Origin of the sequence: Achromobacter ruhlandii, from assembly GCF_902859695.1 — a bacterium.
GTDB classification, from domain to species: domain Bacteria; phylum Pseudomonadota; class Gammaproteobacteria; order Burkholderiales; family Burkholderiaceae_B; genus Achromobacter; species Achromobacter ruhlandii.
Genome location: NZ_CADIJL010000017.1, coordinates 73,812 through 96,274, shown reverse-complemented (window position 1 = coordinate 96,274; position 22,463 = coordinate 73,812). Strand labels below are relative to the sequence as shown.

The 22,463-nt window shown below is 67.3% G+C and carries 22 protein-coding genes; 4 read left to right on the top strand and 18 right to left on the bottom strand.

What is annotated here, in order from left to right; all coding sequences use genetic code 11:
- Positions 1-26 precede the first annotated feature (26 nt).
- On the bottom strand, positions 27-1,859 hold the full coding sequence (gene glmS, locus HV742_RS20105) for a glutamine--fructose-6-phosphate transaminase (isomerizing) (protein ID WP_049070654.1): 1,833 nt from the start codon (positions 1,857-1,859) through the stop codon (positions 27-29).
- Between the two features lie 151 nt (positions 1,860-2,010).
- Here glmS and HV742_RS20100 point away from each other — a divergent pair, with 151 nt between their 5' ends.
- Positions 2,011-2,502: an Lrp/AsnC family transcriptional regulator gene (locus HV742_RS20100; RefSeq protein ID WP_068951043.1), complete on the top strand. Its 492-nt coding sequence runs from the start codon at positions 2,011-2,013 to the stop codon at positions 2,500-2,502.
- 9 nt (positions 2,503-2,511) lie between these two features.
- Here the strand turns inward: HV742_RS20100 and HV742_RS20095 are convergent, their stop codons facing one another.
- The 6 genes from HV742_RS20095 to HV742_RS20070 form a co-directional block, all read right to left on the bottom strand.
- Positions 2,512-3,573 carry a glycosyltransferase family 4 protein gene (locus HV742_RS20095; protein WP_175146214.1) on the bottom strand — a complete coding sequence of 354 codons (1,062 nt, stop codon included), beginning with the start codon at positions 3,571-3,573 and terminating at the stop codon, positions 2,512-2,514.
- The gene (locus tag HV742_RS20090) at positions 3,570-4,892 is read right to left on the bottom strand and encodes a UDP-glucose dehydrogenase family protein (protein ID WP_063582477.1); all 1,323 of its coding nucleotides are present in this window, start codon (positions 4,890-4,892) and stop codon (positions 3,570-3,572) included. The genes HV742_RS20095 and HV742_RS20090 overlap by 4 nt, the downstream gene beginning before the upstream one ends.
- Positions 4,893-5,003: 111 nt before the next feature.
- Positions 5,004-6,395: an MFS transporter gene (locus HV742_RS20085; RefSeq protein WP_169535676.1), complete on the bottom strand. Its 1,392-nt coding sequence runs from the start codon at positions 6,393-6,395 to the stop codon at positions 5,004-5,006.
- On the bottom strand, positions 6,392-7,765 hold the full coding sequence (gene glmU, locus HV742_RS20080; protein ID WP_049070648.1) for a bifunctional UDP-N-acetylglucosamine diphosphorylase/glucosamine-1-phosphate N-acetyltransferase GlmU: 1,374 nt from the start codon (positions 7,763-7,765) through the stop codon (positions 6,392-6,394). Before glmU ends, HV742_RS20085 begins: the two co-directional genes overlap by 4 nt.
- A 63-nt stretch (positions 7,766-7,828) precedes the next feature.
- A complete protein-coding gene (locus HV742_RS20075) occupies positions 7,829-8,620 on the bottom strand; it encodes a PhaM family polyhydroxyalkanoate granule multifunctional regulatory protein (RefSeq protein ID WP_175146213.1) in 792 nt (263 codons plus the stop codon).
- 43 nt (positions 8,621-8,663) lie between these two features.
- Positions 8,664-9,335 carry an outer membrane lipoprotein gene (locus HV742_RS20070; RefSeq protein ID WP_175146212.1) on the bottom strand — a complete coding sequence of 224 codons (672 nt, stop codon included), beginning with the start codon at positions 9,333-9,335 and terminating at the stop codon, positions 8,664-8,666.
- A 131-nt stretch (positions 9,336-9,466) separates the two neighbouring features.
- Between HV742_RS20070 and HV742_RS20065 the strand changes: the two genes are divergently transcribed.
- Entirely contained in the window at positions 9,467-9,688 is a 222-nt protein-coding gene (locus HV742_RS20065) for a DUF3717 domain-containing protein (protein ID WP_049070645.1), read from the top strand.
- A gap of 33 nt (positions 9,689-9,721) precedes the next feature.
- Here HV742_RS20065 and HV742_RS20060 read toward each other — a convergent pair whose 3' ends face one another.
- Genes HV742_RS20060 through HV742_RS20040 form a run of 5 tightly spaced genes read right to left on the bottom strand, consistent with a single transcriptional unit; the run spans position 9,722 to position 13,765 of the window.
- Complete coding sequence (locus HV742_RS20060) at positions 9,722-10,327, bottom strand: SCO family protein (protein WP_049070643.1); 606 nt, start codon at positions 10,325-10,327, stop codon at positions 9,722-9,724.
- A 17-nt stretch (positions 10,328-10,344) separates the two neighbouring features.
- Positions 10,345-11,235 carry a heme o synthase gene (gene cyoE, locus HV742_RS20055; RefSeq protein ID WP_006392377.1) on the bottom strand — a complete coding sequence of 297 codons (891 nt, stop codon included), beginning with the start codon at positions 11,233-11,235 and terminating at the stop codon, positions 10,345-10,347.
- A 13-nt stretch (positions 11,236-11,248) separates the two neighbouring features.
- Positions 11,249-12,283: a COX15/CtaA family protein gene (locus HV742_RS20050; RefSeq protein WP_049070642.1), complete on the bottom strand. Its 1,035-nt coding sequence runs from the start codon at positions 12,281-12,283 to the stop codon at positions 11,249-11,251.
- Between the two features lie 21 nt (positions 12,284-12,304).
- Positions 12,305-12,919, bottom strand: a complete 615-nt coding sequence (locus HV742_RS20045; protein ID WP_049070640.1) for an SCO family protein — start codon at positions 12,917-12,919, stop codon at positions 12,305-12,307.
- Positions 12,920-12,967: 48 nt separating this feature from the next.
- Positions 12,968-13,765, bottom strand: coding sequence for an SURF1 family protein (locus HV742_RS20040; RefSeq protein ID WP_175146211.1), 798 nt, complete (start codon positions 13,763-13,765; stop codon positions 12,968-12,970).
- 36 nt (positions 13,766-13,801) lie between these two features.
- Here HV742_RS20040 and HV742_RS20035 point away from each other — a divergent pair, with 36 nt between their 5' ends.
- Positions 13,802-14,002 carry a twin transmembrane helix small protein gene (locus tag HV742_RS20035; protein WP_006392373.1) on the top strand — a complete coding sequence of 67 codons (201 nt, stop codon included), beginning with the start codon at positions 13,802-13,804 and terminating at the stop codon, positions 14,000-14,002.
- A 153-nt stretch (positions 14,003-14,155) separates the two neighbouring features.
- Here the strand turns inward: HV742_RS20035 and HV742_RS20030 are convergent, their stop codons facing one another.
- The 5 genes from HV742_RS20030 to coxB form a co-directional block, all read right to left on the bottom strand.
- Positions 14,156-15,031: a cytochrome c oxidase subunit 3 gene (locus HV742_RS20030; RefSeq protein ID WP_024067442.1), complete on the bottom strand. Its 876-nt coding sequence runs from the start codon at positions 15,029-15,031 to the stop codon at positions 14,156-14,158.
- Between the two features lie 38 nt (positions 15,032-15,069).
- The gene (locus HV742_RS20025) at positions 15,070-15,294 is read right to left on the bottom strand and encodes a DUF2970 domain-containing protein (protein ID WP_006392371.1); all 225 of its coding nucleotides are present in this window, start codon (positions 15,292-15,294) and stop codon (positions 15,070-15,072) included.
- A gap of 6 nt (positions 15,295-15,300) precedes the next feature.
- A complete protein-coding gene (locus HV742_RS32130; protein WP_006392370.1) occupies positions 15,301-15,429 on the bottom strand; it encodes a cytochrome oxidase small assembly protein in 129 nt (42 codons plus the stop codon).
- Between the two features lie 35 nt (positions 15,430-15,464).
- Positions 15,465-17,072 carry a cytochrome c oxidase subunit I gene (gene ctaD / locus HV742_RS20020; protein ID WP_049070636.1) on the bottom strand — a complete coding sequence of 536 codons (1,608 nt, stop codon included), beginning with the start codon at positions 17,070-17,072 and terminating at the stop codon, positions 15,465-15,467.
- 98 nt (positions 17,073-17,170) lie between these two features.
- Positions 17,171-18,328 (bottom strand): cytochrome c oxidase subunit II, encoded by a 1,158-nt coding sequence (coxB, locus tag HV742_RS20015; protein ID WP_049070634.1) that lies wholly within the window; start codon positions 18,326-18,328, stop codon positions 17,171-17,173.
- Positions 18,329-18,622: 294 nt separating this feature from the next.
- Here coxB and HV742_RS20010 point away from each other — a divergent pair, with 294 nt between their 5' ends.
- Positions 18,623-19,429, top strand: coding sequence for an NUDIX hydrolase (locus HV742_RS20010; protein WP_175146210.1), 807 nt, complete (start codon positions 18,623-18,625; stop codon positions 19,427-19,429).
- Between the two features lie 19 nt (positions 19,430-19,448).
- Here the strand turns inward: HV742_RS20010 and HV742_RS20005 are convergent, their stop codons facing one another.
- Positions 19,449-22,259, bottom strand: a complete 2,811-nt coding sequence (locus HV742_RS20005) for a cation:proton antiporter (RefSeq protein WP_175146209.1) — start codon at positions 22,257-22,259, stop codon at positions 19,449-19,451.
- Between the last annotated feature and the right edge of the window lie 204 nt (positions 22,260-22,463).

Below are 22,463 nucleotides of genomic sequence, written 5' to 3'. Positions count from 1 at the left end.
GGCGGCCCCAAGCCCACGCCGCGATATCACTCCACCGTCACGCTCTTGGCCAGGTTGCGCGGCTTGTCCACATCGGTGCCGCGGGCGCAGGCCGTGTGGTACGACAGCAGCTGCAGCGGCACCGTGTGCAGGATCGGCGACAGCTTGCCGTAGTGCTCGGGCATGCGGATCACGTGCATGCCTTCGGCGCTCTGGATCTTGCTGTCGGCGTCGGCGAACACGTACAGCTCGCCGCCGCGCGCGCGCACTTCCTGCATGTTGGACTTCAGCTTTTCCAGCAGCTCGTCCTTGGGCGCGATGGTGACCACGGGCATGTGCTCGGTCACCAGGGCCAGCGGGCCGTGCTTGAGTTCGCCGGCCGGGTAGGCCTCGGCGTGGATGTAGCTGATTTCCTTGAGCTTGAGCGCGCCTTCCAGCGCGATCGGGTAATGCATGCCGCGGCCCAGGAACAGCGCGTTTTCCTTCGAGGCAAAGCGGTCGGCCCAGGCCATGATCTGCGGTTCCAGCGCCAGCACCGAGCCGATGGCCACGGGCAGGTGGCGCAGCGCCTTCAGGTGTTCGGCCTCCTGCTCGTCGGTCAGGCGGCCGCGCACCTGCGCCAGCGCCAGCGTCAAGAGGAACAGCGCGGTCAGCTGCGTGGTGAAAGCCTTGGTCGAGGCCACGCCGATTTCGACGCCAGCACGCGTGATGTACGACAGCTTGCACTCGCGCACCATGGCGCTGGTGGACACATTGCAGATGGTCAGCGTGTTTTCCATGCCCAGCGAACGGGCGTGCTTGAGCGCGGCCAGGGTGTCGGCGGTCTCGCCCGACTGCGAGATCGTCACCACCAGCGAGCGCGGATTCGGCACGCTGTCGCGGTAGCGGTATTCGCTGGCGATTTCGACGGCCACGGGGATCTTGGCGATCGATTCGATCCAATACTTGGCGGTCAGGCCGGCGTAATAGCTGGTGCCGCAGGCCAGGATCAGCAACGAATCGATGTCCTTGAAGATCTTGTAGGCGTCGTCGCCGAACAGTTCGGGCGTGATGGCCTCGATGTCCTGCAGCGTGTCGCCCACGGCGCGCGGCTGCTCGAAGATCTCCTTCTGCATGTAGTGGCGGTAGGGGCCGAGTTCGGCCGCGCCGGTATGCACCTGCACCGTGTGCACCTGGCGTTCCACGTTCTTGCCGTTGGCGTCCACGATCCAGACGCGCGACAGCTGCAGGTCGACGACGTCGCCGTCTTCCAGGTAGATGATCTGGTCGGTCGTGCCGGCCAGCGCCAGCGCGTCCGAGGCCAGGAAGTTCTCGTTCTGCCCCACGCCCACCACCAGCGGCGAGCCCTGGCGCGCGCCGACCACGCGGTGCGGCTCGTCGCGGCAGAACACGGCGATGGCGTAGGCGCCATGCAGGCGGCGCACGGCGTTCTGCACGGCTTCGAACAGGTCGCCGGCGTACAGGTGGTTGACCAGATGCGCGATCACTTCGGTGTCGGTCTGGCTTTCGAAGACGTAGCCCACGGCCTGCAGCTCGGCGCGCAGTTCGTCGTGGTTCTCGATGATGCCGTTGTGCACCAGCGCGATGCGCGGCTCGTCGTTGCCCAGATGCGAGAAATGCGGGTGGGCGTTGTGCGTGGCCGGCACGCCGTGGGTGGCCCAGCGGGTATGGGCGATGCCGGTGAAACCTTGCACCTTGTCCTGCGCGACCTGCTCGGCCAGCTCGGCCACGCGCTGGGTGCTGCGCGTGCGGCGCAGGTGGCCGTCGGCGTACACGGCGACGCCGCAGGAGTCATAGCCGCGGTATTCCAGCCGCTTCAGGCCTTCGACCAGGATCGGGGTGATGTCGCGCTGGGCGACGGCGCCAACAATGCCGCACATAGGAGAGACTCCGGAAAGTTCGAGTACGGAACGCATTGTGCGCGCAGCCACAAGAAATTTGATTTCTTTATCTGCGTATATTTGACAGTTTATTCACTTACATATTTGTGATTAAATAATATTTCACCAATCATCCATTCATGAATTAATCATGCAAAACCAGTCGATCACCCTGCCGGAATTGGACGATCTGGACCTGCGCATCCTGGAACAGCTGCAGGACGACAACTCGCTGACCAACCAGGAGCTGGCCGCGCGCGTGCACGCCTCGCCGCCGACCTGCCTGCGGCGGGTGCGGCGCCTGGTGGAAGAAGGGGTGATCGCGCGCCAGGTGGCCATCCTGGCGGCCGGGAAGCTGGGCAGCACGCTGACCGCCATCGTCGAGATCACGCTGGACGTGCAGGCAGCCGAAAGCCTGGACGCCTTCGAACAGATCATGTTGGCGGAACCGGCGGTGCTGCAGTGCTACCGCGTGTCGCCGGGGCCGGATTTCGTGGTGATCGCGCAGGTCCGGGACATGCCCGCCTATCACGCGCTGGCGCACCGCGCCTTCACCGCGCACGCCAACGTGCGCAACGTGCGCACGTTCTTCTCGGTGCACCGCGCCAAGTTCGAGACCCGCATCGACGTGCGGACGCCATAGCGACGCGCCTCAGCGGGCCGCCAGCAACCGCTCGAACTGCGCCAGGTAACGATTGCCCATCTTCTGCACGTCGTGCTCGTCGCGCACGTAGTCATAGGCGCGGTCGGTGATCTCCTGGCGGAACGCGGCATCGTCCAGGCAACGCGCCATGCCCCGGGCCATGGCATGGAAATCGGCCACCGCGCACAGCACGCCGCGCCCGTCGGCCAGGCTTTCCTTCAAGCCGCCAGCGTCGGTGGACACCACCGGCACCCGCTGCAGGAAGGCGTCCAGCACGCTGCTGCCCAGCGCCTCTTCCTCGGAGCTCATGACGAAGACGTCGAGGACGCTGTAGAAATCCTCGACGCCCTTGCGAAAGCCCGCGAAGCGGTAGACGTCCTCGACGCCCAGCGCGCGCGCCTCGTCGCGCGCCTGCTGTTCGCGGTCGCCGCCGGCGCCGAAATGCAGGAAGACGAAATCGCGCCGCGTCCTGGCCAGTTCGGCCACCGCGCGCACCAGCGTCACCGGGTCCTTGTCGCGGATCAGCGCGGCCGACGTGGCCATGACCTTCTTGCCTTCCAGATCGAACTCACGCACCAGCGCGGCGACGTTCTCCTGGTTGATCTGGTGCGGCTCGACCGCGCTGCGGATGATGACCGGGTCCAGCCCCAGGCGCCGCGGCTCGCTCGCGGCCATGTCGCTGATCGCCACGAACAGGTCGGTGTGGCGCCACTTGAAGCCGGTCTTCCATTCCTCGTTGGGCTTGACCACGAACGAGGTGCGGCGTGAAAACGCCACCGGGCGCCGGTGCAGCCACTTGGTCAGCACCGCCCAGGTGACGGTGTTGGCGGTCTGGGCGTGGATGATGTCGTAGCCGCTGCCCGCGCGCGCCAGGAACGCCAGCTGCGCCGGCACGTTGCGGACGGTGTGCGCCACGAAGCCCTCCTGGCGCACGCGCTCGGCCAGCGGGCCGCCTTCGCGGCACAGCACTTCGACCTGGTGGCCGGCGTTGCGGAACGCGCGCATGCAGTACAGCGTCTGGCGTTCGCCCCCGCGCCAACCCTTTTCGAAGTTGAGCTGCAGGATCTTCATGCGCGGCCGATGCCCGAGTACTCGAAGCCCTGCGCGCGCACGTCGGCCGGCGTGTAGAGGTTGCGGCCGTCGATGATGAGCGGGGTCTTGAGCAAGGCCTTGACGCGGTCGAAGTCGGGCGCGCGGAAGACTTTCCACTCGGTGGCGATCAGCAGCGCGTCGGCGCCGTCCAGCGCGTCGTACATGTCGGTGGCGAAGCTCACGCCGGGCTTGCCGTCGAGGACGCGGGCGGCCTCGTGCATGGCCACCGGATCGTAGGCGCGCACGGTGGCGCCGCGGCGCGTCAGCTCGGCGATCACGGTCAGGCTGGGCGCCTCGCGCATGTCATCGGTGTTGGGCTTGAACGAAAGGCCCCACAGCGCGATCCTGCGGCCGCTCAGGTCCTCGCCATAGCGAGCCACCAGCTTTTCCGACAGGCGGAACTTCTGCGCGTGGTTAGCGGCCTCGGCCGCCTCGATGACGCGCATCGGCAACGCATTCTCGGCGGCGGTGTTGACCAGCGCCTGCACGTCCTTGGGGAAACACGAGCCGCCATAGCCGGCGCCCGGATACAGGAAGTGATAGCCGATGCGCGGATCGGCGCCGATGCCGCGGCGCACCTGCTCGATGTCGGCGCCCAGCGCTTCGGCCAGGTTGGCCATCTCGTTCATGAACGAGATGCGGGTGGCCAGCATGGCGTTGGCGGCGTACTTGGTCAGCTCGGCCGAGCGCACGTCCATCACCATCAGGCGATCGTGGGTGCGCTGGAACGGCTCGTAGATGCGGCGCATGACGCCGATGGTGTAGTCGTCGTCGGCGCCGACGATGACCCGGTCCGGGCTCATGAAGTCGTTGATCGCCGCGCCTTCCTTCAGGAATTCCGGGTTGGAGGCGACGCTGAACGGTACCTCGACGCCGCGCCTGGCCAATTCCTCGGCCACCGCGGCGCGCACCTTGTCGGCGGTGCCGACCGGCACGGTGGACTTGTCCACGATCAGCTTGCGGCTGGTCATATGGCGGGCAATGTTGCGGGCCGCGGCCAGCACGTATTTCAGGTCGGCCGAGCCGTCCTCGCCGGGCGGTGTGCCCACGGCGATGAACTGCACGTCGCCGAAGGCCACGCTCTGGGCCACGTCGTCGGTGAAATGCAGGCGGCCGGCCTGCACGTTGCGCCGCACCAGGTCTTCCAGGCCGGGCTCGTAGATGGGGATGCCACCCTGGCGCAGCAGGGCGATCTTGGCCGCGTCCACGTCCAGGCACATGACGTCGTTGCCCATGTCGGCCAGGCACGCTCCCGACACCAACCCTACGTAACCGGTACCCACGACCGTGATTTTCATGCCTGAACGCCTTAAGAATAGGTAATCATCGCGCCGGGACATCCCGCCCCGGCGCCGGTGGCCATTATAGAAGGGCGGGCCGGCCGCCCGGCGCGCGGCGGCCGCTACGCGCTAGGGCGCCCGCAGCTTGCTGAAGCGCACCGTGTTCACCACCACCGCCAGGCCGGCGCAGATCGTGCCCAGCACCAGCGCCAGCCCCGGGCCATGCGCCGCGCTGACGCTGAAGGCGATCGCCACCAGCGCGGTGCCGAAGCTCTGCCCGAACACCCGGGTGGTGGCCTGCAGGCCGCCCGCGGCACCGCTGCGGGCGCGCGGCGCCGCCGACAGCATGGCGCGGTTGTTCGGCGTCTGGAAGAAACCGAAGCCCACGCCGGCCACGAACATGCCGGCAATGATGGGCACGTTGCCCACGGCGGCCGGCAGCGCCGCCAGCCACAGCATGCCGGCCACCATGGTGGCCGCGCCGATGCCGCTCAGGGTGGCGGCGGAATAGCGGTCCGACAGGCGTCCGGCCAGCGGCGCGATCAGGGCCGTGCCCACCGGCCAGGCGCCCATCAGCATGCCCACCTCAAGGTAGGGCCGGCCCAGCACCTGCTGGAAATAGAAGGGCAGCGACACATACGAGGCCATCTGCGCCGCGAAGGTGCAGGCCGACGCCCCCACCGCGAACGCCAGCGGCCGGATGCGCAGCAGGTCCACCGGCACCAGCGGCGCGGGCTGGCGGCTGGCGCGGCGCACCAGCACCAGGCCGGCCACCGCCGCGATCGCCACCAGGCCGATGCCGCGCAGCAGGTCCTCGCCCATCATGTCGACGCCGGAAATGAACACGCCCAGCGTCGCCATGCACAGCAGCGCGCTGATCCCGTCCAGCCGCACATCGTTGCGCGGCACTTCCGGCAGGTGGCGCAGGCCGAACATGGCCAGCACGCAAATGGGCAGGTTGACCGCGAAGATCCACGGCCACGGCGCCACCGACAGGATCGCCGAGCCGATGGTGGGACCCAGCACCGACATCACCGCCACCGTGGTGGCGTTGATGCTGATGCCGCGCCCCAGCATCCTGAGCGGATAGATGTTGCGCACCAGGCCGCCAAACAGGCACATCAGCGTCGCCGCGCCCACGCCCTGGAACACGCGCGCCGCCGTCAGCTGCGCCAGCGTGCCGGCCAGCGCGCACCCCAGCGAGGCCAGCGTGAACAGCATCAACCCGAAGGTGAACATGCGGCGAAAGCCGATGCGCTCGGCCAGGGCCGACAACGGCAGCAGCATCATCACCACCGCCAGGTTGTAGGCATTGACCACCCACACCGCCTGTGCCGGCGAGGCGTTCAGGTCGGCCGCGATGGTCGGCAGGGCGACGTTGGCAATGGTGGTGTCCAGCACTGACAGGCTGATGCCCGTCATCACGGTCGCGGCCGCCCAGTAGCGGCGCGGCGCCGGCAGGCCGTCGGCGGCGGCGGGCTTGGCGCTGCCCGCCGGCGCCTGGGACGCCGGCCCGGTCACGACTTCTTGACCGGCCGTTGCCAACCGTCGACAGTGACCTGCTTGCCGCGCGACACCGTCAGCTTGTCGGCCGGCGCGTCGCGGGTCAGGGTGGTGCCCGCGCCCAGCGTGGCGCCGCGGCCCACGCGCACCGGGGCCACCAGTTGCGTGTCCGAGCCGATGAAGGCGTCGTCCTCGATCACGGTGCGGTGCTTGTTGACGCCGTCGTAGTTGCAGGTGATGGTGCCCGCGCCCACGTTCACGCGCGCGCCGATGTCGGCGTCGCCGATGTAGGCCAGGTGGTTGGCCTTGCTGTCGGCGCCCAGCACGCTCTTCTTGATCTCGACGAAGTTGCCCACATGGGTGCGGTCGCCCAGCTCGGCGCCCGGCCGCAGGCGGGCATACGGGCCGATGCGCGCATCGCCGCCCACCTGGGCCTGTTGCAGATGGCTGAAGGCCTCGATCTGCGTGCCCGCGCCGATGCTCACATCGCGCAGCACACAATGCGGGCCGACGCGCACGCCGTCGGCCAGCGTCACCTGGCCCTCGAACACGCAGCCCACGTCGATGAACACGTCGCGGCCGCAGGTCAGCGTGCCGCGCACGTCAAAACGGGCGGGATCGGCCAGCGTCACGCCGGCCTCGAGCTGGCGACGCGCCTGCTCGCCCTGCCAGCGGCGCTCCAGTTCGGCCTGCTGCACGCGGCTGTTCACGCCCAGCGTCTCCCACGATGCCCCCGGCTGGGCCGCGCCCACCGGCACGCCGTCCACCACGGCCAGGCCGACCACGTCGGTCAGGTAGTACTCGCCCTGGGCGTTGTTGTTGTCGATGCGCGAGAGCCAGTCCTTGAGCCGCGCGGTCGGCGCGGCCAGGATGCCGGTGTTCACTTCCTTGATGGCGCGTTCGGCCTCGGAGGCATCCTTGTGCTCGACGATGCGGCAGACGTTGCCGGCGGCGTCGCGCACGATGCGGCCGTAGCCGGTGGAATCGGCCAGCACTTCGGTCAGCACCGCGGCGCCAGCGCCGCGCGCCTGCAGCAGGCGGCGCAACGTCTCGGGCTGCACCAGCGGCACGTCGCCGTACAGCACCAGGGTCACGTCGTCCTTGCCGTCGCCCTCGCGCAGCAGCGGCACGGCCTGCTGGACCGCGTGGCCGGTGCCTTGCTGCGGTTGCTGCAACGCGAATTGCAGGTCGTCCTGGCCCGCGAAAGCCTGCTTGACGCGGTCGGCGCCATGGCCGACCACCACGATGATACGGGCCGGCTCAAGCTGGCGGGCGCTGTCCAGCACGTGCGCCAGCATGGGTTTGCCGGCCAGGGTGTGCAGCACCTTGGGCAGATCGGACTGCATGCGCTTGCCGAGTCCGGCTGCGAGAATCACTACATTGAGCATAGGTTCCGGTATGTGAATGCGCCCGCAACCGCCGTCCGACGGTCCGGGACTGGATTGAAAATATCAGGGCTTGCCGTCGGCAGGCCCGCTGTTCTTGGCGGCCGCCTTGGCGGCCGGTTTGCGCGCGGCCTTGCGGGCGGGCTTGGCGACCGTCTTGACGGCCTTGGCCGCCGGGGCGGCCGCGGCCTGCGGCCCGCCCGGCTTGGCCTTGGGTTTGTCGGCCGCGGGGGCAGGCTGGCTGCCCGGCATCGATGCGGCCGTGGCCGCCGCGATCTGGTTGAACTGCTGTTGCAGCAGGTCCCACCAGGCCTTGGAGGCCGACTGCGCCGCCGCGCCCATCTGCTCGCTCATGCCGGGCTGGGCACGGGCATCGCCGCCTTCGGCCTCGGACGCCTTGGCCTCGGCCTGCGCCGCGCCCGCCGAATCTTGCGACGCGCCTTTCGGCGCGCTCTTGGCGGCCGGGGCCGGCTTCAGGCCCAGCACCACTTCCAGCGGCGACGCCGCGCCGCTGTCGCGCACCGCGCCCAGGTCCAGGTTGGCGGCCGAATCGACAAACGCGCGCAGCGTGCTGATGGTGGAGCGCTGCACTTCCATGCCCTGGATCGTGCTGGACAGCATCGACAGGTTCATGCGCAGCCAGTTCTCCACCGAACGCAGCTCGGCGATACGGCGATCCAGGTCTTCCAGGTTCATGGGCGGCGCCATCGGCAGGCTGCTCGCCAGCCCGCCCGGCCCGGTCAGGCCTGCCCAGGCCTGGCGCATCATTTCCATGCTGGCCAGCAGCGGGTTGCCCGACAGGTCGGAATTCTGGCCCATGCCGGGCAGGACGAACGGGTTGGTGTGTTGATCGCTCATTCCTGTCTTCCCATAGATCCCAAAACGCTGCCGGCCGGCACGGTCATCCCGGCAGCAGCTGATTATTCTCCACGCGCACGTGGTCGCCGGACGCAAAGGCGAACGGCTGCGCGCTGCGGAACTGGCGCGTGCTGCCGTCGTTCATGCGTACCGTGAGCTCGTAGTGCGTCACCGTTTGTTGCTGCCTGATATTACGCTCAACTTCACGGCCTGCCAAAGCGCCGCCCACCGCGCCCAGCACGGTCAGCGCCGTCTTGCCGTTGCCGCCGCCAAACTGGTTGCCGACCACGCCCCCGGCGACGCCGCCGGCGATAGTGCCGACCAGGTGGTCGCTATTGTCCTTGACCGGCACCTGCACCTGGCGAATGGTTTCCACCACGCCGCAAGTGCGGCAGGCCTGCGTGGCCGGCGCCGGCGCGGGCGCTGGCCGGCCCTGCGCCTGGGCGGGAGCCTGGGCCTGGGCCGCCGGCGGTCGCGCGGCCGGCGCCTGCGGCTGGCCGGGGGCTCCGGGCTGGGCCGGGGCCAGGTTGGCGCCCTCGGGACCGGCCTGGACCAGCGCCGGATCCTCGGGGTGCGGCGTGGCCGACGGCGTCGGCAGCCAGCCCATCACGGCGGCCACGCCGACCGAGCACATGACGATCACGGCAATGGCGGCGGCCGCGAACAGGGGATGCAGGCCACGGCGGGGAGATTCGGTAGGGGCGGGATAATTCATGACGATGCTCCATCGTTACTAACCGGCAGTGGTATAGCACCCGGATGCGGTTTCGGCATGTTGCGATGGTGACGCTTCATTGCTGCACGCGTGCGGTTGGACAGGCCGCGCCATTCGTGGAAAATAGGACCATGAATGTCATCACCATGCCTCAGATCGAAGCGGCCATCAACTATTGGCGCAATCTCTCGCCCTCGACCGGCGACGAATCCCGCCTGTGCCCCGAGGCGGCCGCGCTGGCGGCGCCCTATGCCTTGATGATCATGTCGCACCGCCGCGAAATCCCGGCCGGGGAACTCGGCGACAAGGCGCGCGCCGCGCTGGCGGGCTGGATCGCCGCCGGCGGCGCCTGAAAACCGCGCCGGGCGCGGCCCCCGGCCGCTGGTTCAGCCCTTGAGCAGGGCCTGAATGTCGTGCACCAGGGCGTCGACCCCGATGTTGTTGTTGGCCAGCACCCGCGATTCACCCTTGCCGTCCAGCAGGTAGAAGGCCGCGGTGTGGTCCATGGTGTAGTTGCCGTCCTTGGTCGGCGCCTTGGCGTAATAGGCCTTGAACGAGGCCGCCGCCTTCTTCACCTGGTCCGGCGTGCCGGTCAAACCCAGAAAACGCGGGTCGAACGCGGTTACGTATTGCTTGAGCACTTCCGGCGTGTCACGCTCGGGATCCACCGTGATCAGCAGCACCTGGACGCGGTCGGCGTCCGGGCCCAGCTTCTTCATCACTTCGGTCAGTTCGGCCAGCGACGTCGGGCAGACGTCCGGGCATTGCGTGAAACCGAAGAACACCACCACCGCCTTGCCGGCGAAGTCCTGCAACGTACGCGTCTTGCCGTTGTAGTCGGACAGCTCCAGGCCGCGGCCCAGCTGGGTGCCGCTGATGTCGCTGCCCTTGAATTGGGGCGCATTGTCGCCGCAGGCGGCCAGGGCGGCGGTGAACGCGGCGGCCGTGGCCAGGCGCAGGGCCAGGCGCCGGCTGGCGGAAAATACGGACATCGACTCTCTCCAGGGGGTCAGATCAGCGCGACCCAGTGGTCCACCAGCAGGGCGCCGAACAGCAGCGCCAGGTAGAGAATGGAAAAACGGAACATGCTGCGCGCCAGCTCGTCGCTGTAGTTGCGGTACAGCCGCCAGGCGTACGACACGAACATGCCGCCCAGCACCAGCGCCGACGCCAGGTACAGCGCGCCGCTCATGCGGATCGCGGTGGGCAGCAGCGTGGTGGCGACCAGCGCGATGCTGTAGAGCAGGATCTGCAGGCGGGTGAACTGCTGGCCATGCGTCACCGGCAGCATCGGCAGGCCGGCCTTGACGTAGTCATGGTTGCGATACAGGGCCAGCGCCCAGAAATGCGGCGGCGTCCAGATGAAGATGATCAGCACCAGCAGCCAGGCCTCGGCCGGCACGGAATCGGCCACCGCCGCCCAGCCCAGCGCCGGCGGCATGGCGCCCGACAGGCCGCCGATGACGATGTTCTGCGGCGTGCGCGGCTTCAGGATGATGGTGTAGATGACCGCGTAACCGACGAAGGTGGCGAAGGTCAGCCACATGGTCAGCGGGTTGACCAGCGTGTACAGCACGAACATGCCGGCGCCGCCCAGCAGGCCCGACAGGCTCAGCACCTGGAAGGCGGAAATGGTGCCGCGCGCGGTGGCGCGCCGCGCCGTGCGCAGCATGCGGGCGTCGACTTCCTGCTCGATCAGGCAGTTGATGGCGAAGGCGGCCGCGGCCAGCAGCCAGATGCCAAGGGTGCCGAACAGCACGCGACGCATGTCCGGCACGCCCGGCACGGCCAGGAACATGCCGATCACCGCGCAGAACACCGCCAATTGGGTGACGCGCGGCTTGGTGAGAACGAAATACTGGCGGAGCAATCCGGATTGGGGAGCGGCAAGACTGGTCATCATGCACCCTATTTTAAACGCGCACCGAATTGGGGCCGTAGCCCCCGGCCGGCGCCCCGCCCGCGGTGGACAGGCGCACCATCAGGACCACCGCGGCCAGCGTCAGGCCGGCGGCCCCGCCATTGTGCAACACCGCGATCAACAAAGGCCACTGGAAGAAGATCGTCGTCAGGCCGGTCAGCAACTGGGCGCCCAGCAGCGCCAGCATCAGCGTGGCCGGCCCGCGCAGGCCGCGGTCGGCCCGCAGGCGCCAGGCCAGCACGCCCAGGTACGCGAACACGACGAAAGCGAAATTGCGGTGCACCCAGTGGATCGCCGTCAGCGCCGGCTGCGAAATCATTTCCCCGGACGGCAGTTCGCCCAGCCCGCGGATGATGGAATAGCCGCCATGGAAGTCCATGTCCGGCACCCACTTGCCGTGGCACATGGGGAAATCCATGCAGGCCAGCGCCGCGTAGTTGGTGCTGACCCAGCCGCCCAGCGTCACCTGGATCAGCAGCAGCACGAAGCCGCCGATCACCCAGGGCTTGAAGCGCCGCGCCGCGGCGGCCACGGCATGGTGCGGACGCTCGCGCGCCGACAGCCAGGTCATCAGCGCCAGCACCGACAGGCCGAACACCAGGTGCGCCGTGACCACGGCGGGCATCAGCTTGTGGGTCACGGTCCAGGCGCCGAACGCGCCCTGCACGCACACGGCCACCAGCGTCGTCACCGCCAGGGCCGGCGAGCGGCCCAGTTCGCGGCGGTAGCGCCAGGCCATGTAGACGATGCCGATGATCAGCATGCCCAGGATCGAGCCGACGTAGCGGTGGATCATCTCGATCCAGGCCTTGGACAAGGTCACCGGCCCGAACGGCATGGCCTGCGAGGCCTCGTGGATATCGCCCATCGCTCCCAGCGGCGTGACGCTGCCGTAGCAGCCGGGCCAGTCCGGGCAGCCCAGGCCCGAGTCCGTCAGGCGCACGAAGGCGCCGAACATGATCAGGTCCAGCGTCAGGAACCAGGTGAAGAAGACGAGTTTGCGATACCGCGCTTTGATGCGTTCCATGGAAATCAACGAAATACCGATTCAACCGATGCGCGAGTTATAGACCAGCTTGCTGATGTCCTTGCGCACCTTCACGCCGTCGGCGTCGGCGGGATACTGCATCATCAGGTTGCCCAGGGGATCGATCACCCAGATCGGCTGCGCCAGGCCGGGCTGGCCGGCCGCGGCGTCGCGCGCCAGCAGGAAGCGCGCCAGCTGGTCCGGATCGGCGCGCAGCATGATCGTGCCCTGGTAGGCCTCCAACACCTTGTCCGGCACCGGGCCGTCGTCGGTGATAAACCAGACGCGCGCCAGGCGATCGACGTTCTTGCCCTGGCTGGCGTGGGTATTGCGGGTGATGTAGAGCTTGCGGGCGCAGCTTTCCGGGCAGGCCGCGCCGTCGGCCGCGACCAGCAGCCACTTGCCCTTCAGGCTCTGCAGGTCGAACGGCTTGCCGTCCAGCGTGGTCAGCTTGAGCGCCTCGGGCGCCGGCACGGGCCGCTGCGGCTCGACCAGCCGGCCGTAGTTGCTGGCGTCCGCCGGCCACCATTGCGGGTTCATATAGACCACGAAGGCCGCCACGATAGGCGCCAGCGTGCACAGGAACACCAGCACCATCGGCGTCAGCGAGCGCCGGGCGGGTTGGGAAGCAGTCATGTCGCGAGCCACGTTGATTCGGAATCCTGTTGTCGGGAAGGCCGCCGTTCAGGCCGCCGGGTCGTTGGCCGCGCGTTGGCGCATGCGCTTGATGGCGCCCCCCAGCACCACCAGCCACGCAATCGCGGCGAACAAGGCAAAAGAGAACCACTCTACCGCGTAGATCGTGTTCTGCTGGAAATTCACCGACGGCTGCGGCCAGTCATGCACCAGCCCGTCGTCCTCGCCCAGGCCAAACTGGCTCACCACCGTGGGCAGCAGGGTCAGTCCGGTGGCCTTTGCGTAGGCCTCCAGCGGCAGGTTCTGCACCTGCGGCACGACGCCACCGGCGGCCGGCAGCGTGGCAGGCAGGCTGGAGGCATCCTGGCCGCCCAGCGACCACAGCTCGAACATGCGCGGCACGCGCGGCGACAGCTCGCCCTTGATGGTCTGTACGCCTTCAGGCGCGGCGGGCAGCACCGGAGCGCCCTGGCCCTGGATCACCCGCGGCAGCCAACCGCGCAGCACCAGCACCGCCGTGCGCTTTTCCGCATCCAGCAGCAGCGGCGTGGCCAGCCAGTAGCCCGGCTTGCCATCGTGGTTGCGGTTGTCCAGCAGTACACTGAATTCAGGCAGCCAGGTGCCGCTGGCCTGCGCCACGCGCCACGGCTTCAGGTCGGCCGGCGCGGTTGACGGCGCCAGCACCAGCGGCGCTTGCTTGCGGCCGGCCTCGATAGCCGCCAGAATGTCGCGTCGCTCGTCGGCCCGCCGCAGTTGCCATTGGCCCAGCGAGGCCAGGATCACCACGGCGATCCCCAGCAGGAGCAAAGCGGCTACCGTGTAGCGGGTTGAATGCGGTCGGGCCATCTGTATTGAATCAATCGATTTTGTCCGGAGACCATCATGCGCGTTTTCGTCGTACTGGCCTTCATCGGTATCCTGGCCAGTCTGGCATCCGCCCTGGTCTACCTGATGCGGGACAAAGGCAGCACCAACCGCACGGTCAACGCGCTGACGGTGCGCATCGGCCTGTCGGTGGCCCTGTTTCTGTTCGTGCTGTTCGCCCACCACATGGGCTGGATCGAAAGCACCGGGCTTAGATAGCCCCGCTGGCCGCCGGTTCCCGGCGCGCGTCCAGCCGCCTATTGGAACACGGACCGCCGTCGAGCGAAGGGCGAGGCCCGCGGCGCCGGTTTCCCGGCGGCCCGCCAGCCTCGCCCCGTCCAGCCGCCGGCCCGGCAGCGCCGGGCTCGCGCCTCAGAACCAGTAGACGAACAGGTACAGGCCCAGCCACACCACGTCCACGAAGTGCCAGTACCAGGCGGCGCCTTCGAAGCCGAAGTGGTGATCGGGCCGGAAATGGCCGCGCATCAGGCGGATCAGGATGACCGTCAGCATCGTGGCGCCCAGGATCACGTGAAAGCCGTGGAAGCCGGTCAGCATATAGAACAGCGAACCGTAGGCGCCCGAATTGAACTTCAGGTTCAGCTCGGTGTACGCATGGTGGTATTCGGCGGCCTGGCAGGCCACGAAGATGAAACCCAGGATGACCGTGGCGGCCAGCCAGAACATGGTCTTGCCGCGATGGTTCTCGCGCAGCGCGTGGTGGGCGATGGTCAGCGTCACGCCCGAGCTCAGCAGCAGCGCGGTGTTGATCGTCGGCAGCCAGAAGGGGCCCACGGTCTGGAAGTGCTCGACCACGCCGGCCGGGCCGAAATTGGGCCACACCGCCTGGAAATCGGGCCACAGCATCAGGCGGTGGTCCATGTCGCCCAGCCACGGCGTGGTGATGGTGCGCACGTACCACAGGGCGCCGAAGAACGCCGCGAAGAACATCACTTCCGAGAAGATGAACCAGCTCATGCCCCAACGGTACGACCCGTCGATGCGCTTGCTGTTCATGCCGGCCTCGGATTCCTGGATGGCGTCGCCGAACCAGTAGTACAGCACCACGATCAGCGCGATGAAGCCGGCCAGCACCGACCACTTGGCCCAGCTCACGCCGTTGATCCAGCCGGCGGCGCCCAGGCCCATGAGCAGCAGCGCCACCGCCGTGCGCACGGGATGCCCCGAATCGGCGGGCACGTAGTAATAGGGTGCCTCTTTACCTTGAACCGAGTGGCTTGCACTCATGGCTTTCTCCCTGGTACTGATTTATAGAATTAAGTGATTCAAGTCAGGCTGGAAACCGCCCAACGCACAATTAACACCAGCACGGTCACGAAGATCGCCGCCGCCAACAGTCCCGCCACGATCACGTGCACGGGATTGAGCCTGGCGCTGTCCTCGCGGTAGCCCGCGCCCTTGCGGACGCCGAAAAACCCCCACGCCACCGCCTTCATCGTCTGAAGAAAACTCAGCTTGCGCTGGGCGGATTCACGCAGGTCGTCGCTCATGGTTCGCTAGCCGCCGATGGCCTTGCCCGTCAACAGCGCCGAACCGCGGAATACGGTCCAGGCGAACACGGCAATGACGAATACCAGCAGAATCAGTCCTGCGATCTTGTTGCGTCGGCGCTGCTCGGGGGTCATTGCCATGCTGCCTGTTGCGGGGTTGGAATCGGCGCTCACTTGACTTCGGGCGGCGTCTCGAAGGTGTGGAACGGCGCGGGCGACGGCACCGTCCATTCCAGGCCTTCGGCGCCTTCCCACGGCTTGGCGGTGGCCTTCTCGCCCTTGCCCATGTAGCAGCGCAGCACCGCCCACAGGAAGATCAGCTGCGACAGGCCGAACCAGAAGGCGCCAATGGTGGCGATCTGGTGGAACGTCGTGAACTGCGCGGCGTAGTCGGCATAGCGGCGCGGCATGCCGGCCAGGCCCAGGAAGTGCATCGGGAAGAAGGTCACGTTGAACGAGATCAGCGTCGACCAGAAATGCAGCTTGCCCAGCTTTTCGCTGTACATGCGGCCGGTCCACTTGGGCAGCCAGTAGTAGGTGCCGGCGAACAGCGCGAACAGCGAGCCGGCCACCAGCACGTAGTGGAAGTGGGCCACCACGTAATACGTGTCGTGCACCTGGATGTCGATCGGCGCCACCGACAGGATCAGGCCGGTGAAGCCGCCCATGGTGAACACGAAGATGAAGCCGATCGAGAACAGCATCGGCGTCTCGAACGTCATCGAGCCGCGCCACATGGTGGCGACCCAGTTGAACACCTTCACCCCGGTCGGGATGGAGATGAGCATGGTGGCGTACATGAAGTACAGCTGGCCGGTCACCGGCATGCCCGTCGTGAACATGTGGTGGGCCCAGACGATGAACGACAGCACGGCGATCGAGGCGGTGGCATACACCATCGAGGCGTAGCCGAACAGCTTCTTGCGGGCGAACGCGGGCACGATGGCCGACACGATACCGAACGCCGGCAGGATCATGATGTAGACCTCGGGGTGCCCGAAGAACCAGAACACGTGCTGGTACAGCACCGGGTCGCCGCCGGCGGCGGCGTTGAAGAAGCCGGTGCCGAAGTGGCGGTCGGTCAGCACCATGGTGATGGCGGCGGCCAGCACCGGCATCACGGCCAGCAGCAGGAACGCGGTGATCAGCCAGGTCCAGCAGAACAGCGGCATCTTCATCAGCGTCATGCCCGGCGCGCGCATGTTCAGCACGGTCACGATGATGTTGATGGCGCCCATGATCGAGGACGCGCCCATGATGTGCATGGCGAAGATGGCCAGGTCCATGCCCGGACCCATCTGCAGCGACAGCGGCGCGTACAGCGTCCAGCCGGCGGCGGTGGCGCCGCCCGGCACGAAGAACGAGGCCGTCAGCATGATCGCGGCCACCGGCAGCAGCCAGAAGCTGAAGTTGTTCATGCGGGCGAATGCCATGTCGGACGCGCCGATCTGCATCGGGATCATCCAGTTCGCGAAGCCCACGAACGCCGGCATGATGGCGCCGAACACCATGATCAGGCCGTGCATGGTGGTGAACTGGTTGAACAGTTCGGGGCGGAAGAACTGCAGGCCCGGCTCGAACAGCTCGGTACGCAGCAGCAGCGCCAGCGTGCCGCCTTCGAGCAGCATGACGAACGAGAAGATGAGATACATCGTCCCGATGTCTTTGTGGTTGGTGGCGAAAAGCCAGCGGCGCCAGCCGGTGGGGGTGGCGTGGTGGTGGTCATCGTGACCGTGGCCGTGGCCCGGCGACACGTGGTCTACAGTGACGCTGCTCATGATGGACTCCTTCCTGCTGAGTGCCGGCTCCGTTCCACGGAACCGGCAGGGTATCTCTGACTAAACGGAACCAGCTCTGCGTTGGGAAGCGGGCGCGATCAACGCGCGGCCGCCACGTCCTTCGGCATCACTGTCGGGTCCTGCCCCTTGCCGGCGTTGCTCCAGGCATGGCGCGTATAGCTGATGACCGCGGCGATCTCGACATCATTGAGCTGGGGACCGAACGCCGCCATGGCGGTGCCGGGCTTGCCCTTCAGCACGGTGTTGATCTGGGCGGCTTTCGGGCCCAGCACAACCTTGTCTCCATCGAGGGCGGGGAAGCTGCCCGGGATGCCCTTGCCGTTGGCCTGGTGACAGGCCACGCAATTGGCGGCGAAGACCTTCTCGCCACGGGCAACCAGTTCGGCTTCCGTCCACTCTTTATTGGGATCGTCGGCGTTTGCCGCCATCTTCTTCTTTTGGTCCTCAACCCACTTATCGTAGTCCGCTTGCGCCAGGACTTCCACGACGATGGGCATGAAGGCGTGGTCCTTGCCGCACAGTTCGGCGCACTGGCCACGGTAGATACCGGGCTTTTCGGCGCGGAACCAGGCGTCGCGCAGGAAACCGGGGATCGCGTCCTGCTTGACGCCGAAGTCCGGGATCATCCAGGAGTGGATGACGTCGGCGGCGGTCAGGACGACGCGCACCTTCTTGTCCACGGGCACCACCATGTGGTTGTCCGTTTCCATCAGGTAGAACTGGCCCTTGGGCTCGCGGCCTTCGATCTGGGCGCGCGGCGTGGACAGGGTGGCGAGGAACTTGACGCCAGCGGCGGGGCCGTCGAGGTATTCGTAGCCCCACTTCCACTGGTAGCCGGTGACCTTGATGGTCAGGTCGGCGCTGGAAGTGTCTTTCATGGCGACGACCGTCTTGGTGGCCGGCAGCGCCATGGCGATGACGATGATGAAGGGGATGACCGTCCAGGCCACTTCCACGCCGAGGTGTTCGTGGAAGGTCGCGGCCTTGTGTCCGCGGGATTTCCGGTGCGCCCAGATGGAGTAGAACATCACTCCGAAGACGCCCACGAAAATCACAATACAGATCGTGAGCAGTAGCCAGTGCAACCACATGACATCACGCGTGATCTGCGTAACGCCTTCATGCAGGTTTAGCTGATTGACCTTCGGGCCGCCGGGCATGTCTTGCACCTGGGCAATGGCCGCGCTGCCAATCAGCAGCGCACAAGCGCCCAGTATCCCTCTCCACTTCTTCATGCTTACCTCGAAACACGGCGCGAGGGCCCTTGTCGCCTGTTGGCACGGATGTCACTGCAACAGGACTACGCGCAATTATTAGATGGCAGGGTTAGGCAGGGGGAGATAGAGCGGCCCCCGCGTTCCCACTCGAAATCACAAAGAAACTGGCGGATTATAGCGGACGCGCAAATGGATGTAAGTTTGTGCTCTTGAATTCATACCGCCCGCCCCCATCTGCGCGCGTTCGTTCACGACCCAGGGTAAACAGGGGTGGCATAAAATCGCGGACAGTCTTATTAACACCGCCTCACGATGCCCAAACAGTTGTCCGATCTGTATGCCGCCCTGAGCGCACGGGCCCAGGAGCCCGCCCCGGTTGGCGCGCACGCGCTCTATATAGCGGGGCGCCGCTGCGGCTGGGCCACGCATGCCGCCTGCGATGCCTTGCAGGGCGCCGCCCATATCGATTCCGATGCCGACGCCTTGCACATCGGCGCGAGGCTGTCGCCCGGCCCGGCCCTGGACGCGGCGCTCGAACAGGTCGCGCAACTGTTGCGCCAAGCCAACTGCCTGCGCGGCTGGCGCGATGAACTGCTGGATGTGCTGGATGGCGATACCGCGCTGGGCGTCATCGAGCGCGCCGCGGTGCGGCCGCTGGGCCTGCTGACCAAGGCCGTGCACCTGAACGCCTGGACCCCGGATGGCCGCATCTGGATCGCCCGGCGCGCGCTCAGCAAGTCCACCGACCCCGGCATGTGGGACACCCTGGTGGGCGGACTGGCCGGCAGCGGAGAATCCCTGGAAACCGCCCTGGTGCGCGAATGCGGGGAGGAAGCCGGCCTGGACGCGCCGGACCTGACGCAGCGCACGCCGCTGCGCACCATCCTGCGCATCCATCGCCGGCTGCCCGAGGGCTACCAGGTCGAGGACGTGCTCACCAGCACCTGTGTGCTGGCGGCCGACGCCCGGCCGGCGAACCGCGATGGCGAAGTCATGGAAATCGACGCGGCCGACGTCGACACGGTCGTGCGCCGCGTGGCCGAAGGCGAATTCACGCTGGAAGCGGCGCTGGTGATCCTCGAAGACATCATGCGGCGCCGCGCGGCCGGCGAAATCTGAACCCGCGCGCCGCCCGCCGTCAGGCGCTGGCGCCCCCCGGCGCCGCGTCCGATTCACGCGTTTCAACCTGGCGCGTCTCGACCTGCCGCGGCGTGACCGACGGCGTTTCGGCCGGCTGCGTCTCGACCTGCCGCGGCGTGGCGGCATGGGTCTCGACCTGCTGCGGCACGGCCGGCCGTGCCTCGGACGCGCGGGGTGCGCCCGGTTCGGCCGCCCGCAGCGCCTGCACCGCCCGCGTATCCAGCTCGCTGTCGGCGCCCGCGGCCTCGGCCGCTTCCGCCGCCTGCGCCGGCGAGGGCACCGGCGCCTGGCTGGGCGCCTGCGCCTGCGCCGCATTGGCCTGCGAGAACTGCTTCCACACCTCGATGGCGCGCAGGCGCTGCTTGGCCACCACCTGGATGCGCTCGCGCAGATGTTCGTCGCGCGCCAGCAGGGCATGGAAATCGCGCGATGACAGCATCAGCAGCTTGCTGTAGCCCAGCGAGGTCACCTCGGGCGCGATCTGCTGTTCGCCCAACAGCCCGAGTTCGCCGAAGAACTCGCCGCTGCCCAGCTCGATCATGGTGTTGTCCGGCAGGTGCACCGCCACCGCGCCCGACGCCACGAAACACATCTCTTCGCCATGCCGGCCCTTGGTCAGCACGCGCTGGTCGGGCAACGACAGGCGCGGTTTGAGCAGTTTGCTGATGGCGCGCAGCGAATCGGCCGACAACCCCTCGAACAGCGGCACGCGCTTGATCAGGTCGGCCGCGCTCATCTCGATGTCCAGCGGCGGATGCGTGTCGATGTGCGCCCAGCGGCTCTTCAACTGCGCCATCAGGTCGGCGTAGACCTCGCCGCTGATCAGGAACTGTTCCAGCATGTCGCGGTAGCGGATCCGCTCCAGCTCGCGCGCCACCCGGCCCAGATAGCTTTCCTGCAACCACTGCGCGTACGACGGATATTGCAGGTTCAGCGCCTGCATGGCGTTCTCGATCAGGTCCAGGCGGCGCTGGTGCAGCGCCACGATGCGCTGTGTGGCGGTCTCGCCCAGCAGCGGCGTAATCTGTTCGCGCGCGAACACGATCAGGCGCTGCGCCACCGACCGCTTGCTCATCAGGTTGGCGAAACGCTGGCCCAGTTCGCGCGCCAGCCAGCCCTGGAAACCGAACAGGTAGTGCACCCGCAGGGCCAGCCGGAAGCCGGTGGAATAGCGCACGTCGGCGACGATGGCGCGCTCGAAACCCGGCACCCCGCCCATGCGGATCGCGTCCTCCAGCCGTTCGGCCCGCGCCAGCAGCGTTTCCGCCATGCGCCAGTCGACGATCTGCGCCTTGAGGATGTCGAAGAACATTTCCTCCTCGCGCTGCGCCACGATCGCCAGCCCGACGGCCACGCGCTGCTCGTCGCTCATCTGGCTGACCTGGCCGTCGTGCACGCTGGTCAGGCTGGCGTCGAACACCGCGCGGATGCGGTCGCGCACCTCGCTGCCGATGTGCTCGGTCTTGGCCACTTCCTCGGTCTTGCCCTGCAGGTCCTCCAGCGCCACCGCCAGCGCCTGGTTGCGGATGGTGCGCTCGACCGGCGACAGCTGGTTCAGCCCCAGCATGCGGATCAGCGGGCGCAGGCTGATGCCGTTGACGAACAGCGTCAGCAGCACGAAGCCGGTGGTGGCCACCGCGATGAACTGGCGCGCCTCTTCGGCCACGCCGGTCTGCTCGGTCACGGCCAGCGCCAGCGCCAGCGACACCGCGCCGCGCAGGCCGCCCCATAGCATCACCACCTTGTAGGGATTGCTGACCTTGGTGCCCAACTTGGTCAGCCCCAGCAACGGCAGCAGCCCGAACACCACGATGGCCCGCGCCACCAGCGTCGCCACGAACACCACCGCCACCAGCACCAGTTCCTGCCAGTCGGCCGCCGCCATCAGCTTGGGGATCAGCATGGCCGCGAACAGGAAGATGAGGGAGTTGGCCCAGAAGCCGAATTGTTCCCAGGCGCTCGACAGGTACTCGAAGGTGGTGGGCGACATGCGGGTGCGGCCGGTCGACCCCACCACCAGGCCGGCGATCACCGTGGCGACCACGCCCGACACGTTCAGGTAGTGCTCGGAGATGAAGAAGGACAGATAGGCCAGCGTCAGCGTCAGCGTGATCTCGGCCGTGGGAAAGCCGCGCAGCCAGGCGAACAGGAAACAGGCCAGGCGCCCCATGGCGAAACCGGCGATGCCGCCGCCGATGAAGTGCACGATGAAATCATTGAAGATGCCGCTGGCCGTCAACTCGCCATGGCCGCCCAGCACCGCCAGCAGCACCGAGTACAAGGCGATGGACGCGGCGTCGTTGAACAGGCTTTCGCCTTCCACCAGCGTGGTCAGGCGCTTGGGCGCGCCCACCTCGCGGAAGATGCCCACCACCGCCACCGGATCGGTGGTCGCCACGATGGCGCCCAGCAGCAGGCAGACCACCAGGCCATAGGGCGAGATCGCGTTCAGCGTCACGCCCACCACCACGGTGCACACCACCACGGCCACGATCGCCATCATCAGGATCGGGCCGATGTCGTCCATCAGGCGCCGCACGTTCATGGACAGCGCGGTCTCGAACAGCAGCACCGGCAGGAACACCATCAGGAAGGTCTCGGAGGAAATCTCGAATCGTTCCAGCGAGTCGAGGAAATCGCCGATCCAGCTCGGCGCCCAGCCATGGACGTGCACGATGATGCCCAGCAGGCAGCCGACGATCGCCAGCAGCACCGAGTACGGCAGCTTGAGGCGACCAGCCAGCGGCGGCATGAAGCACACCAGGGTCAACAGCCCGGCCAGGCCGAATACGAGAAAACCTACATCCATGGATAGCGCCGCGTCCCGATCATGAAGCTTGTGAGAAGTTCGACAAGAATAGCGGGTTTTCCGGTCGATTCCGGCGAACAGATTGTTCGGACGCACGTTTCGTTACCCCGATCGGGCCACGCGATACGCGCCGCGACGCGATTTTTCGGTAAGGTAGGGGACCGTGCAGAAACTTCGCAGGAGCCGCACTTGGCACGCGTCCAC